Here is a 12,728-nt window from a genome sequence, read left to right on the forward strand (position 1 = left end):
CACGTCGGTTCAGTTGGCGGTCTTCGCGGCCTCGGTCCAGCGCTTCGACAGGTCGGTGAAGATGCCCTTGAGGTCGCCGGGCGCGGCACCGCGGGCGGTGTCGACGATCTTCTGCCGGTAGTCGGGCTTGCTGATGCCGACCTCGGAGGCGTTGTCGATCTTCGTCAGCTTCGGCGCCTCGGCCTGGGACAGCTCGATGAACTTCACGCCGGCCTGGCTGAACGGCTGCAGTGCGGGCGGCATCGGGGCGCCCTTGACCGCCGAGACGGCCTGGTTGACCGCGGCCGAGTCGGACTTGTCGATGAACCAGTCGAACCAGGCGCGGGCGGCGGCCTTGTTCTTGGAGTGCGAGTTGATCGCGTACTGGTAGTCCGGGGCGACGACCGAGCAGAACTTGCCGTCGACCTGCTTCGGGAACGGCATGTACCCGATCACGCTCGGGTCCTTGCCCGCCTTCTTGGCCGCGTCCTGCATCTGCACGATGGACCACGACCCGAGCCACATCGTGGCGATCTTGCCGGTGCCGAGCGCGCCCTTCGAGTCCTCCCAGTTGGTCGTCGTCGGGTCGGCCTCGGACAGCTTGTTCTTCACGATGTTGTACAGCAGGGTGTCGCCGACGCCGAGGTCGTGCCCGTCGGCCCAGGGGTCGGTGCTGACCAGGCTGTCGTTGGCCTTCGGGTCGCAGCTCACCGAGCCGACGACCGAGGACCACGAGCTGAGCGGCCAGCCGTCGTGGTAGTTGGTGTAGTACGGCGTGGCGCTGGTCTTGCTCTTGATCGCCTGCAGGTCGGCGATGAAGTCCTCGGGGGTCTTCGGCCACTCGGTGACGCCGGCCTGGCTCCAGACGTCCTTGTTGTAGACGAAGCCGTTGACGTAGGCGAACCCGGCGACGCCGTAGATCTTGTCGTTGACCTTGGCCTTGTCGGTGAAGCTGTACTTCGCGCTGACGTCCGCGGCGGAGCCGAGCGAGGCGAAGTACTTCGGGTAGTCGTCGGTGGACACCGTGTTGGGGATCAGCAGGACGTCACCGTAGTTCTCGGTGTTCATCCGGATCTTGACTTCGCCCTCGTAGTCGGTGACGCCCTCGAACTTGACGTTGACCTTGGGGTAGAGCTGCTTGAACTGGTCGGCGTACTTCTGCATGGTGCCGTCGGTGACCAGGTCGGTGCGGTTGGTCAGCACGGTGATGTCGCCGGAGACGGTGGCGGGGTCGGTCGGGGAGAGCGCGTCGTCGGACGTCCCGGACTTGCTGCTCGAACCGCCGCACGCGGCCGCCGCGAGGGCGGTGGCGGCCAGCACCGCGACGAACGTACGTCTGATCATGGGGTGCTCCATTCGGGTGCCTAAAGCGTTTTAGTGAAGCGACCGCAATATGGCACCGCCGCGCGGCGAGGGTAAAGCCCCCTTTACCGAACCGTTACACGTCGGCCATTGCTTCGAGCGCCCGTCGTGCGTGGTTGGGTGATCGATCCGGTGCTCCGGTGCGTGGGGATTTGTGCCGATAAATCCGGGCATCTGCGCTGTCCTGATTTATCGGATTTATCGGGCACGCGAGGTGTAGCGCACGGCAAGGCGGGGGCGGAACGGGTGTGTAAGGGCGGAGAGGGTTCGTGCAGGTGGCGGTCGGCGCGCGGGGATACGGAGGCGGGCGGTTGGCGGGGTGCGGGACGATCGGCGGGGTGCGTGGTGGGCGGCGGTGCCGGTGGTCGGGCGCCGCGGCGACGGGCTGGACTGGCGGCGGGGCCAGGGGTTGTGATGCGGTGCCGGTGGGCGGTTCTGGCGGCGGAGCTGGGGTTGTGGTGCGGTGCCGGGGTGTGGGGTGCGCGGCGTCGGCCGAGGTGGTGGCGTCGGTGCGGTCCGGATGGGGGAGTGGCGGTGCTGGGCGGGGTCAGGCGGTCGTGGGCTGTAGGCGGGCGGTGCTGCCGCGGGGGCTCAGGTGGGCCGGCGCCCCGTGGGTGCTGGCGACCGGCTCGCCGGCGATCGCGGCCAGCAGCAGGTGGGCGGCGCGCACCCCGTACGCGCCGATGTCGCGGGTCAGCGCCGTCAGCGGAGGGTGCAGCAGCCGGCACACCGGGGAGTCGTCCCAGGCGATGATGGACAGCTGCCCGGGCACGGAGATGCCCAGCTCATGGGCCACCGTCAGGCCCGCGACGGCCATGATGTCGTTGTCGTAGATGATCGCCGTCGGGCGGTCCGGGGTGCTGAGCAGGCGGCGGGTGGCGCGGGCGCCGGACTCGCCGCTGTAGTCGGCCGGGATCGTGGTCGTCTCGGTCAGGCCCAGGCGGGCGGCGACCTCGGTGAACGCGGCCGTGCGGATGGCCGTGTGGGCGAACTCGGCGATGCCGCCGACGCGGGCGATGCGGCGGTGGCCCAGCGCGGCCAGGTACTCCACCGCCTCGACCATCGACTGGGCGTCGTCCGACCACACGCAGGGCAGGCCGCCGCTCGCGTCCGGCGGCCCGATGACGATGGCGGGCACGCCGAGCTCCTCCAGCGCCGCCACCCGGGGGTCGCCGGTGCGCACGTCGCAGACCAGCACGCCGTCGACGCGGCCCTCGGCGAACCAGCGGCGGTAGAAGGCGAGCTCCTCGTCGCGGCCGGAGGCCATCTGCAGCAGCAGGGCGTAGGACTGGCGTGAAAGTTCCAGCTCCAGGCCGCTGATCAGCTCCATGAAGAACGGCTCGACGCCGAGGGTGCTCGGCGGGCGCTGCAGGGTCAGGCCGACCACCCTCGCCTTGGCGCCGGCCAGGGCGCGGGCGTTGCTGTCGGCGTGGAAGTTCAGCCGGCCGGCCACCTCCAGGATGCGCTCCCGGGTGGCGGGGGAGACGCCCGGGCGGCCGTTGAGCGCGTACGAGACGGCGCCCTTGGACACCCCGGCCTCGCGGGCGATGTCGGCGATCGTCGGTCGCTTCACTCGGGCCCCTGCCTGTCGCTGGTCTTTCTCGGTTCAGGCATGGCCGAACCGGTTCAGGCGATGCTAGCCCCGGAGGTGGGCCCCTGTCGCCATCGAGCGCGTTGACAGCCGCAGCTCGGCTCGCTACCTTGAGCGCGCTTACTCGGTTTAGTCCTCGGTTCGTCACTGTCAGGGGTCGATCATGTACCGTTCGCTGCACGAAGGTTGGACGCTGGCCGCCGCCGGGACTCCCGCCGAGACCGCCGGGGACCCGGCGTGGGTGCGGCCGCCCGCGGAGGCGCTCGCCGCCGTGCCGGCCGCGGTGCCGGGGTGCGTGCACACCGACCTGCTGGCCGCCGGGCTGATCCCGGACCCCTACCACGACGCCAACGAGCTCGCGCTGGGCTGGATCGGGCGTACGCACTGGACGTACACGACCTCGTTCCAATGGCAGCCGGAGGGCTTCGACCGGGTCGACCTCGCCTGCGACGGCCTCGACACCGTGGCCACCGTGACCCTCAACGGCACCGAGGTGGGGCGCACCCGCAACATGCACCGCCGCCACCGCTTCGACGTCACCGGCCTGCTGCGCCCGGGTGACAACGTGCTGACGGTGGCGTTCACCGCCCCCTATGCCTACGCCGAGGAACAGGCGGCCCGGCTGGGCGCCCGGCCCGGACCGTACGACGAGCCCTACCCGTTCATCCGCAAGATGGCCTGCAACTTCGGCTGGGACTGGGGCCCGACCCTGGTGACCGCCGGCATCTGGCGCGCCATCGGCCTGGACTCCTGGTCGGGCGCGCGCATCGCCGAGGTCCGCCCGCAATCCCGCCGCGACGGCGTGGACGTCACGGTCCGCATCGAGCGGGTCGCCGAGGGTGCGGTCGAGGTTGCCGCGGCGGTCGGTAATGTGCGGGTCGAGGGCAAGCTCGCGCCGGGTGAGCAGGAGACCACGCTGCGGGTCGACGTGCCCGACGCCCGGCTGTGGTGGCCCCGCGGCCGCGGCGAGGCCCACCTGTACGACCTGGTGGTGACCGCCGCCGACGACGAGTGGCGGAGCCGGGTCGGGCTGCGCAGCGTCGAGCTGGACCCGGACGCCTTCCGGATCATCGTCAACGGCGAGCCGGTCTTCGTCCGGGGCTTCAACTGGATCCCCGACGACACCTTCCCCGCCCGCACCACCGCCGCGGACCTGCGCGAGCGGTTCGGCCAGGCGATCGACGCCGGCGCCAACGCGCTGCGGGTGTGGGGCGGCGGCGTCTACGAGTCCGACGAGTTCTACGACCTGGCCGACAGGCTCGGCCTGCTCATCTGGCAGGACTTCCCGTTCGCGTGCGCCGCGTACCCGGAGGAGGAGCCCTTCGCCTCCGAGGTCGAGGCGGAGGTGCGCGACAACGTCGCCCGGCTCATGGGCCACCCGAGCCTGGTGCTGTGGTGCGGCAACAACGAGAACATCGAGGGCCACCAGCACTGGGGCTGGCCCGCCGAGCTCGAGGGGCGCAGCTGGGGCGCCGGCTTCTACTACGAGCTGCTGCCGCGGCTGGCCGGCGAGCTGGACCCGGGCCGCCCGTACTGGCCGGGCAGCCCCTACTCGGGCGCCCCCGACCGCGACGTGCACGACCCGGCGACCGGCACCATCCACATCTGGACGGTCTGGGGCTCCAGGGACTACACCCACTACGCCGACTACACGCCCCGGTTCGTGGCCGAGTTCGGCTTCCAGGGCCCGCCGGCCTACGCCACGCTGCGCTCGGCGGTGTCCGACGATCCGCTGGCGCCGGACTCGCCCGGCGTACGACACCATCAGAAGGCCATCGAGGGCAACCTCAAGCTGCTGACCGGCCTCGGCGCGCACCTGCCCCGGCCGGAGACGTTCGACGACTGGCACTACTGGACGCAGCTCAACCAGGCCCGCGCGATGTCGTTCGGGGTCCGCCGGTTCCGGGCGCTCATGCCGTACTGCATGGGCACGGTCGTCTGGCAGCTCAACGACTGCTGGCCGGTCACGTCCTGGGCCGCGATCGACGGCGCCCGGCGCCGCAAGCCGCTGTGGTACGAGCTGCGCCGCGCCTACGCCCCCCGCCTGCTCACCTTCCACGAGGACGGGGTCGCCGCCGTCAACGACGACGCCGAGCCGTGGGCCGGCACGCTGCGCCTGACCCGCCGCGGCCTGGACGGCACGGTGCTGGACGAGGCCACCGTCCCGGTGACGGCGGCGCCCCGCGCGGTCGCGTTCACGCCCCTGCCGCCGGGCCTGGCCGACGCCGCCGACCCGGCCCGCGAGGTGCTCGTCGCCGAGTTCGACGGGCGGCGGGACCTGCGGTTCTTCGCCGAGGACCCGCAGGTCGCCTACCCGCCGGCGGCGTTCGAGGTCGAGGTCGCCGACGTGCCCGGCGGCCACGCGGTCACGGTCACGGCCGAGACCGTGGTGCGCGAGCTGGCCCTCTTCCCGGACCGGCTGCACCCGTCGGCGACCGTGGACGACCAGCTCGTCACGCTCCTGCCGGGCGACCGCGTGACCTTCACCGTGCGGGCCGACGAGCGCCTCGACCGGGTCGCGCTGATCTCCCACCCCGTGCTGCGCTGCGTCAACGAGGACCGGTCATGAGCGGTCCGGAGCGAAGCGGAGGGGCCGCGAACAACAGGCACAGGTTCGGTTCAGGCCGGGACCGGAGCGAAGCGGAGGTTCCGGCATGAGCGGTCCGGAGCGAAGCGGAGGGGCCGCGGACAACAGGCACAGGTTCGGTTCAGGCCGGGACCGGAGCGAAGCGGAGGTTCCGGCATGAACGGTCCGAGGGTGCTCGCCGTCGACATCGGCGGCACCAAGTTCGCGGCCGCCGTCATCGACGAAGACGGGACGGTGTGCGCCCGCGCCGAGGAGGCGATCGCCGGCGCCGACCCCGCCGAGGTGCTCGGCCGGGTCATCGCCGCCACCGACCCCGCCGGCGTGGTGGCCGCCGGCATCGGCACCGCCGGGCCGCTGGACCGGGCGCGCGGCACCGTCAGCCCCGTCAACATTCCGGCCTGGCGCGACTTCCCGCTGGCCGCCACCGTGGGCGACCGGCTTCCGGGTGTACCGGTGGTCATGGCCGGCGACGCCCAGTGCATGGCCCTGGGCGAGTGGTGGCGCGGGACGGCCCGCGACCGCGCCGGCGCGCTGCTCGGCATCGTGGTCTCCACCGGCATCGGCGGCGGCGTGGTCCTCGACGGCCGGCCCCACCTCGGGCCGACCGGCAACGCCGGGCACATCGGCCACATCACCGTCGACCCGCGTGGCGAGCCCTGCCCGTGCGGGGCCGTCGGCTGCGTCGAGACCTTCGCCAGCGGCCCGGCGATGGTGCGCTGGGCGGCCGGGCAGGGCTGGACGCTGCCGCCCGGTTCCCCGGCGGACGCGCGGTCCCTGGCCGCGGCGGCCCGGGCCGGGGACGAGGTGGCGCAGGCGGCCTTCGACCGGGCCGCGGAGGCGCTGGCCACCGGGCTGCTCACCACGGCGGCGCTGTTCGACCTGGACCGGGTCGTGGTCGGGGGCGGCGTGGCGGCGGCCGGGGACACGCTGCTCGCCCCGATCCGGCGGGCGCTGCTGGCCCGCGACGGCATGGCCTTCCTGCGGCGGCTGCGGGTGGAGCCCTCGACGCTGGGCCGGGACGCCGGGCTGTTCGGGGCTGCTGCGCTGGCCCGCCTGCACGCGCCGGGTGCATGACCCGGGCCCGGCGAGCGTGGCCCGCGTTTCCGTCGTGGTCAGGTGGCCGAAGGGGACAGGCTGGAAAACTCCAGGGGCAGACGGCGGCCGACCGTACAGTTGCGCGTCACGGTTAGACTCGGGCCACATGAAGATCGCGACCTTCGCCGTGGCTCTCGTCCTGGCCCTGGGCGGCCTCACCGCCTGCAGTTCCGACAACGTCGACTGCACCACCGACGCCTGCACCGTCACGTTCGACCGCGGCGTGCAGGCCGAGTCGTCCGTGCTCGGCCTCAAGGTCGAGCTCGTCGGCGTCGACAACGGCACGGTCAAGCTCGACGTCGGCGGCACCACCGTCAGCGTCCCCGTCGACGGCTCCACCCAGGCGCAGGGCTTCGACATCTCCGTGCAGAAGGTCACCGACGCCGAGGTCGTCGTCCGGATCAAGCGGAGCTGAACCAGGACGGGAACCGGGGGCCGCGCCCGGGGCTCGCACCTGACGTGAGACTTCTGCCTATCGTCCTGGTCCCGCTGCTCGCACTGGCGGGCTGCACCGAGGCAGCGAGCCCCGCCCCGGTCCGCAGCGGCTGCGGGTCGCCCGTCGACAGCGGTGAGCTGCCCGAGTGGGCGCGCGGCGGGTTCACCGGATCGTCGGCCGTGCCGCACGTGCTCGGCGACCGCGGGGAGATCGTCGCCGTGCTCTTCGGGCAGCCGCTCACCGCCGACCGCGCCGACGGCATGGCGAACAAGGTGCTGTGGGCGGCCAAGGCGGACGCCGCCCCCGGCGACCTCGTCATCGACGCCACCCTCGACGGCGGCGGCGAGACGGCGCGGCGCACCGTGGCCGGCGGGCCCGGGCCGTCGATCCTGGACCTGCCGCGGGCCGGGTGCTGGCGGCTGCGCCTCGACTGGCCCGGCCACCACGACACGCTCGACCTCAGCTATCGCTGACTCGGTTCACGCCACGGCCCTACGCATCGGTTGACTTAACTTTCTTTAGCTGTCTTACTCGGTTCAGCAATTGCTGAAACCGCCATGACAGCAACCGGAAGGACCATCAGCCATGCGACCTGTACGCAGGGTCGGGGCCGGCCTGGCGGCCGTCGCCGTCGCCCTCACAGTGTCCGGGGCGGCGCTGAGCGCACCGGCCGCCGCCGCACCGACGCCGGGCGGCACCGCCACGGCCGCCGACGTCGTCAACTACCTGCAGAGCATCTCCGGGCACAACATCATCTCCGGGCAGCAGGACGGGCCCAGCTCGGCGCCGAACACCTGGCAGCAGAAGGTGCACGACATCACCGGGGAGTACCCGGGCGAGTGGGCCGGGGACTTCGCCTTCGAGCAGGCCGACATCAACGCCCGGCCGGCCGTCATCGCGCAGGCGAAGTCGGTGTGGGCGGCCGGCTCGATCCCGGCGCTCGTCTGGCACATGTGCCCGCCGACCGTGGGCCAGTCCTGCCACTGGGACTACGGCGACGGCGCCATCGAGAGCAAGCTGTCCGACGCCCAGTGGAACGAGCTGGTCACCGACGGCAGCGCCCTCAACACCGCGTTCAAGCGGCGGCTCGACGAGGCGGTGCCGTACCTGCAGGACCTGAAGAACAACGGCATCCCCGTGCTGTTCCGCCCGCAGCACGAGATGAACGAGGGCTGGTCGTGGTGGGGCGGGCGCCCCGGCGCGAACGGCAGCCGCAAGCTCTTCCAGATCACCCACGACTACCTGGCCGGCACCAAGGGCCTGAGCAACCTCGTCTGGGTGTGGAACCTCAAGGACGTCGCCGGCGGCGAGAGCCACGTGGCCGACTACTGGCCGGGCGCCTCCTACGTCGACGTCGCCACCATGGACGCCTGGGTCAACAAGCAACCCACCCAGGCCTGGTACAACGCCATGCTCGGCATCGCCGGCGGCAAGCCGATCGGCCTGTCCGAGGTGGGCACCGTGCCCACGCCGGAGACCGTCAGCGCCCAGCCGCGCTGGACGTTCTTCAGCGTCTGGATCAGCTGGCTCACCGACCCGGCCTGGAACACCAACAACGAGATCAAGCGCACCTACTACGACTCCCGGGTGCTCAACCGCGGCGAGATCCACTTCGGCGGCGGCACCACCCCGCCGGCGGGCACCGGCCCGATCAAGGGCCTGGCCGGCAAGTGCCTCGACGTCGCCGGGGCCGCCACCGCCAACGGGACGAAGATCCAGCTGTACACCTGCAACGGCACCAGCGCCCAGAGCTGGACGGTCGGCGGCGACGGCTCGCTGCGGGCCCTGGGCTGGTGCGCCGACGTGACCGGGGGCGTCAACGCCAACGGCACCAAGGTCCAGCTGTGGGACTGCAACGGCAACACCCACCAGCAGTGGTCCCGGGCGGGCCAGACGCTGGTCAACCCCGAGACCGGCAAGTGCCTGGACGTGACCGGCCAGAACTCCGCCGACGGCACCCAGATCCAGATCTGGACCTGCAACGGCCAGACCAACCAGAACTGGGTCCTGCCCTGACCCATGATCTGGGCGGCGGTGCCCACCGGCACCGCCGCCCGGCGCTGGTGGCGCAGAGCTGCGCTGGACCTACGACCGCGGCGACTGGCTACGCCCGTGGCGGATCGCCGGCGAGCGCGTCGAGGCCGAGTTCCACCCCTTCCACGAGCGGGTCGCCCGGACCAACCTCGGCGTCATCGCCAGCTTCGGCCACTTCACCGGCTGGGCCGAGACCGACGACGGCGAGCGGGTCGACCTCGACGGCCTCACCGGCTGGGCCGAGGAGGCCCGCAACCGCTGGTAGCGCGCTCAGCGGCGCACGTCGGCCGGCCCGCGGTGCAGCGGCAGACCAGCCGCCAGCCACGCCTCCACGCCCCCGGCCAGGTCGGTCGCCCGGTGCAGGCCGACCCGGCGCAGGCTCTCGGCGGCGAGGCTCGAGCTGTAGCCCTGCCGGCACACCACGATCACTTCGACGTCGTAGCCGGTCGCCTCCGGGATCCGCGCGTCGCCGGCCGGGTCGAGCCGCCACTCGAGCACGGTCCGGTCGATGACGAGCGCGCCCGGCAGCTCGCCGGTCTCGGCCCGCTGCGTCTCCGTGCGGGTGTCGACGAGCAGCGCGCCCCCGCGCCGGGCCGCCTCCGCCTCCAGTGGCGTGTACCGCCGGACTCCGGCCCGGGACTCGGCGAGCACCTGATCGATGCCGATGGATGTCGTCAAGGTCATGGCGCGATTCTGCCCCGCCGGGGGAGGTTCATGCTGCCCCGTTGGTTCCCGGGAACGCAACGGAAGCGGTCCGGAGCTTCTCGGGAACGGTCCAGAACTGGTCCGGCCGGTCGACCACCGGCGCGGCCAGGCCCTCGCGGCCGACCCGGTCCAGGCGCAGCAGGAACGCGGCGATCCCGGCCGCACCCTGCATCCACGTCGTGCGCGGCGGCAGCAGCGGCGGGTCCACCCGGTGCTCCACGAAGCGCCAGCAGACCCCGTTGCCGTCCCGGATCGCCCGCTCGGCGAGCGCGTCGCCCATCCGCCGGGCCCCGGCCCAGGCCGCCGCCGCGGTGCCGTCCGCGGCGTCCTGCGCCGCGTCGATGAGGACGTCGCCCACGCCGGCGGTACCGCAGCAGCGCCCGTCGTTGTCCCAGAACCCGGGCCGCAGCCGCTGCGGCACGCCCGACGTCAGCACGGCGTGCAGGCAGCGGCGGCGAAGGTCGTCCCGGCCCAGGGCGGCGAAGAGCTGGGACGTGCCGGTGGGGCCGTGGCACCAGGTGTACGTCACCGGCTCCACGTCCCGCGTCGACTCCGGGATGGTGTGCTCCACCACGAACCCGCCGCCGTCCAGCGACGCGATCGCGGCCAGGTGCTCGGCCCCGCGCTCGGCCGCGGCCGTGAAGTCCTCGCGGCCGAGCAACCTCCCCGCCACCGCGAGGGCGGACGCGACCCCGGCCGTGCCGTGCGAGAAGTTCGGCATGCTGGACGCGTGCCCGGGCCACATCCGCCAGTCCAGGCCCGCGCCGGTCTGCTCGGCCACGGCCAGCAGCGCCTCCCCGCCGTGCTCGGCCAGCCCCCGGTCGCCGGCCCACACCGCGGCCATGACGATCCCGGCGGTGCCCACCACCACGTCGGTCAGCGGCCCGCCCGGCCCGACCCCGAGCGTGCTGTCCCAGCCGCCCGGCCGGCGCAGCGCGGCGAGGCGCTCCAGCGCCACCCGCTCGGTGCCCGGCGCCAGCAGCCGCAGGGCGGTGACGTCGCCGGCCAGCCCGTCGTAGAGGGAGGGCTCGTCGCGGGTCGCGGCCTGCCGGGACAGCCGCGCCACGATCGCGCCGGCGAGGTCCGACTCGGCGGCGGTCCAGGGGCGGGTCAGGGCGATCTCGGCGAGCACCGGGGCGAGGCCGGCGATCCCGGCGTACAGCGAGTCGCGGTCGCCGGCCGGCGCGTCCGCCGGCGGGATCTCGGGCAGCCACGGGCCGTCGTCATCGCGCATGTGGCCGAGCACCCACCCCCAGGCCGCCTCGCCGAGTTCCCTGTACATCCGGGCAACGGTACTCAGTCGCACATTGAGTATCGAGACCCATGCCGGGCCCGGCGCGTCCCGGCAGACTGTCCGGCATGCGACGCGTCCCGATCATCGCCGCCGCCCTGCTCCTCGCCGCCGGCTGCGCCAAGCCGGGCACCGGCCCCGGCGGGCCCGGCGGCTCCGCGGAGCCCACCGTGGACCCCGGCCGGCCGGAGTGGGGGACCTTCGCCGTCACCGTCACCGGCGTGCGGCCGGGACCGGACGCGCGCACCGCCCTCGTCGACGTCGAGGTCGCCACGGGTCGCGAGGGCTGCTCGCGCGAGCCGAAGATCGACCGGTACACCGAGGAGGACGGGCGCGTGTACGCCAGCGTCGTGCAGGAGGTCGTCGTGAAGGGGTGCCCGTCCAAGGCACCCGGGGTCGCCACGCTCACCGCCCCCGCGCCGCTCGGCGAACGGATGCTCGTGCTCAATGAGGAGGCGTGGACGCCGGCGGGGGCGCAGTACCGCAAATGCGACAAGGAGCTCGGGTGTGACCCGCCCGCCGACCACTGCGACAGCACCTGGGTGCGGGCCGCCGTGCGGGGGCTCGACGTGTCCCGGCACTCGCAGGGCAGCGTCGAGGCGTGCGACGGCACCTGGCTGGTGATGACCGTCCCGGACGACCCGGTGGCGTGCGGCGCCGGCGGCCGGCCGGGGTGCACGCCGAGGACGACGATCCGGCGGTACTTCATGCGCTTCGCCGAGGGCCACGGCTGGACGACGGTCTCGGGCAGCACGGGCCCCGGATGCGGGCAGGTGGCCTCGGTCGAGCCGGCGTTCCCGACCCGCCTGTGCGTCGACCTGCCCGCCCCGGGTTGACGGCTCCTCAGGACGAACGCGAATGCGTTCCCTGAGCAGCCTCGGGGTTCACGGTGGGCGCCGAGCGAACCCCCGGTGAACTCCGGCCAACGGCCAGCTAGCTCGCAGCCAGGACGTCGACGACGAAGCGCAGCGCTCCCGCCGGGCGGCCGCCGCCGGGGTTCTCGCCGTAGGCCAGCGCGGCCGGGATGTCGAGCTGGACGCGGCTGCCCACCTTGACGCCGATGAGGCCCTGGTCCCAGCCCTTGATGACCTGCCCGCCGCCGACCTGGAAGCTGAACGGCTGGGAGTGGTCCCAGGAGGCGTCGAACTGCTTGCCGTCGGCGTAGCTGACGCCGACGTAGTTCACGGTGATGGTCTGGCCCGACTTGGTGGCCTCGCCCTTGCCCTCGATGAGGGTGTTCGACACGAGTGAGGTGAGGCTGCCGCCGCCGGCCTTCACCTCGGGCTTCTTGGCCAGCGCCGGGTCGGCGTCCGGCGGCAGGGGCGGGAAGGCGGCGGCCGTGGTCGGGGCGGCGGCCTCGGTGGTGGCCGCGCCGGAGGCGGTCGCGGTGGACGACGGAGCGGAGTCGCCGAACGGTCCCCACAGCGCCAGCGCGACGATGATCACCACGACGGCCACCGCGGCCCCGGCGATGGTGAGGGCCTGCCGGATCTTGGCGGCGCGGACCGCCCGAGCCTTGGCCGCCTTGGCCAGTGCGCGCTTGTCGGCCTTGGTGCGGGCAGGCGGCTCGGCGCCCGGGCGCTTGGGGGTAGCGGTGCGCATCCGTTCGTTCACCGGCACACCGTACACCGATGACCCCGCGATTCCG

General features: G+C 73.2%; 12 protein-coding genes. 7 read left to right on the forward strand and 5 right to left on the reverse strand.

Going from position 1 to position 12,728, the window contains the following annotated elements; all coding sequences use genetic code 11:
- Nucleotides 1-9: 9 nt before the first annotated feature.
- Together ABD352_RS36770 and ABD352_RS36775 are read right to left on the reverse strand one after the other, a co-directional pair.
- Nucleotides 10-1,323, reverse strand: a complete 1,314-nt coding sequence (locus tag ABD352_RS36770; RefSeq protein WP_344617164.1) for an ABC transporter substrate-binding protein — start codon at nt 1,321-1,323, stop codon at nt 10-12.
- 565 nt (nt 1,324-1,888) lie between these two features.
- On the reverse strand, nt 1,889-2,914 hold the full coding sequence (locus ABD352_RS36775) for a LacI family DNA-binding transcriptional regulator (RefSeq protein ID WP_344617165.1): 1,026 nt from the start codon (nt 2,912-2,914) through the stop codon (nt 1,889-1,891).
- Between the two features lie 181 nt (nt 2,915-3,095).
- Here ABD352_RS36775 and ABD352_RS36780 point away from each other — a divergent pair, with 181 nt between their 5' ends.
- The 6 genes from ABD352_RS36780 to ABD352_RS36805 all read left to right on the forward strand — a co-directional run bounded on the left by ABD352_RS36780 (nt 3,096) and on the right by ABD352_RS36805 (nt 9,349).
- A complete protein-coding gene (locus ABD352_RS36780) occupies nt 3,096-5,501 on the forward strand; it encodes a glycoside hydrolase family 2 protein (RefSeq protein WP_344617166.1) in 2,406 nt (801 codons plus the stop codon).
- 174 nt (nt 5,502-5,675) lie between these two features.
- Entirely contained in the window at nt 5,676-6,593 is a 918-nt protein-coding gene (locus tag ABD352_RS36785; protein WP_344617167.1) for an ROK family protein, read from the forward strand.
- Between the two features lie 127 nt (nt 6,594-6,720).
- Nucleotides 6,721-7,029, forward strand: a complete 309-nt coding sequence (locus tag ABD352_RS36790; protein WP_344617168.1) for a hypothetical protein — start codon at nt 6,721-6,723, stop codon at nt 7,027-7,029.
- A 44-nt stretch (nt 7,030-7,073) separates the two neighbouring features.
- Complete coding sequence (locus tag ABD352_RS36795) at nt 7,074-7,523, forward strand: hypothetical protein (protein ID WP_344617169.1); 450 nt, start codon at nt 7,074-7,076, stop codon at nt 7,521-7,523.
- 112 nt (nt 7,524-7,635) lie between these two features.
- The gene (locus tag ABD352_RS36800) at nt 7,636-9,066 is read left to right on the forward strand and encodes a lectin (RefSeq protein ID WP_344617170.1); all 1,431 of its coding nucleotides are present in this window, start codon (nt 7,636-7,638) and stop codon (nt 9,064-9,066) included.
- 58 nt (nt 9,067-9,124) lie between these two features.
- Nucleotides 9,125-9,349 carry a DUF2804 family protein gene (locus tag ABD352_RS36805; protein ID WP_344617209.1) on the forward strand — a complete coding sequence of 75 codons (225 nt, stop codon included), beginning with the start codon at nt 9,125-9,127 and terminating at the stop codon, nt 9,347-9,349.
- A gap of 5 nt (nt 9,350-9,354) precedes the next feature.
- Here ABD352_RS36805 and ABD352_RS36810 read toward each other — a convergent pair whose 3' ends face one another.
- Nucleotides 9,355-9,768 carry a rhodanese-like domain-containing protein gene (locus ABD352_RS36810; protein WP_344617171.1) on the reverse strand — a complete coding sequence of 138 codons (414 nt, stop codon included), beginning with the start codon at nt 9,766-9,768 and terminating at the stop codon, nt 9,355-9,357.
- A gap of 28 nt (nt 9,769-9,796) precedes the next feature.
- Nucleotides 9,797-11,071, reverse strand: coding sequence for a lanthionine synthetase LanC family protein (locus tag ABD352_RS36815; RefSeq protein ID WP_344617172.1), 1,275 nt, complete (start codon nt 11,069-11,071; stop codon nt 9,797-9,799).
- Nucleotides 11,072-11,148: 77 nt separating this feature from the next.
- Between ABD352_RS36815 and ABD352_RS36820 the strand changes: the two genes are divergently transcribed.
- Nucleotides 11,149-11,916 (forward strand): hypothetical protein, encoded by a 768-nt coding sequence (locus ABD352_RS36820; RefSeq protein WP_344617173.1) that lies wholly within the window; start codon nt 11,149-11,151, stop codon nt 11,914-11,916.
- A gap of 97 nt (nt 11,917-12,013) precedes the next feature.
- Here the strand turns inward: ABD352_RS36820 and ABD352_RS36825 are convergent, their stop codons facing one another.
- Nucleotides 12,014-12,694, reverse strand: a complete 681-nt coding sequence (locus tag ABD352_RS36825; RefSeq protein WP_344617174.1) for an FKBP-type peptidyl-prolyl cis-trans isomerase — start codon at nt 12,692-12,694, stop codon at nt 12,014-12,016.
- Between the last annotated feature and the right edge of the window lie 34 nt (nt 12,695-12,728).

It is taken from the genome of Dactylosporangium salmoneum (genome assembly GCF_039532525.1).
Classification (GTDB): Bacteria; Actinomycetota; Actinomycetes; order Mycobacteriales; family Micromonosporaceae; genus Dactylosporangium; species Dactylosporangium salmoneum.

What these genes read in the sequence shown, in the direction of transcription:
- ABD352_RS36770 (WP_344617164.1), bottom strand. Translation starts at nt 1,323, where the DNA reads ATGATCAGACGTACGTTCGTCGCGGTGCTGGCCGCCACCGCCCTCGCG.
- ABD352_RS36780 (WP_344617166.1), top strand. Translation starts at nt 3,096, where the DNA reads ATGTACCGTTCGCTGCACGAAGGTTGGACGCTGGCCGCCGCCGGGACT.
- ABD352_RS36785 (WP_344617167.1), top strand. Translation starts at nt 5,676, where the DNA reads ATGAACGGTCCGAGGGTGCTCGCCGTCGACATCGGCGGCACCAAGTTC.
- ABD352_RS36790 (WP_344617168.1), top strand. Translation starts at nt 6,721, where the DNA reads ATGAAGATCGCGACCTTCGCCGTGGCTCTCGTCCTGGCCCTGGGCGGC.
- ABD352_RS36800 (WP_344617170.1), top strand. Translation starts at nt 7,636, where the DNA reads ATGCGACCTGTACGCAGGGTCGGGGCCGGCCTGGCGGCCGTCGCCGTC.
- ABD352_RS36810 (WP_344617171.1), bottom strand. Translation starts at nt 9,768, where the DNA reads ATGACCTTGACGACATCCATCGGCATCGATCAGGTGCTCGCCGAGTCC.
- ABD352_RS36815 (WP_344617172.1), bottom strand. Translation starts at nt 11,071, where the DNA reads ATGTACAGGGAACTCGGCGAGGCGGCCTGGGGGTGGGTGCTCGGCCAC.
- ABD352_RS36820 (WP_344617173.1), top strand. Translation starts at nt 11,149, where the DNA reads ATGCGACGCGTCCCGATCATCGCCGCCGCCCTGCTCCTCGCCGCCGGC.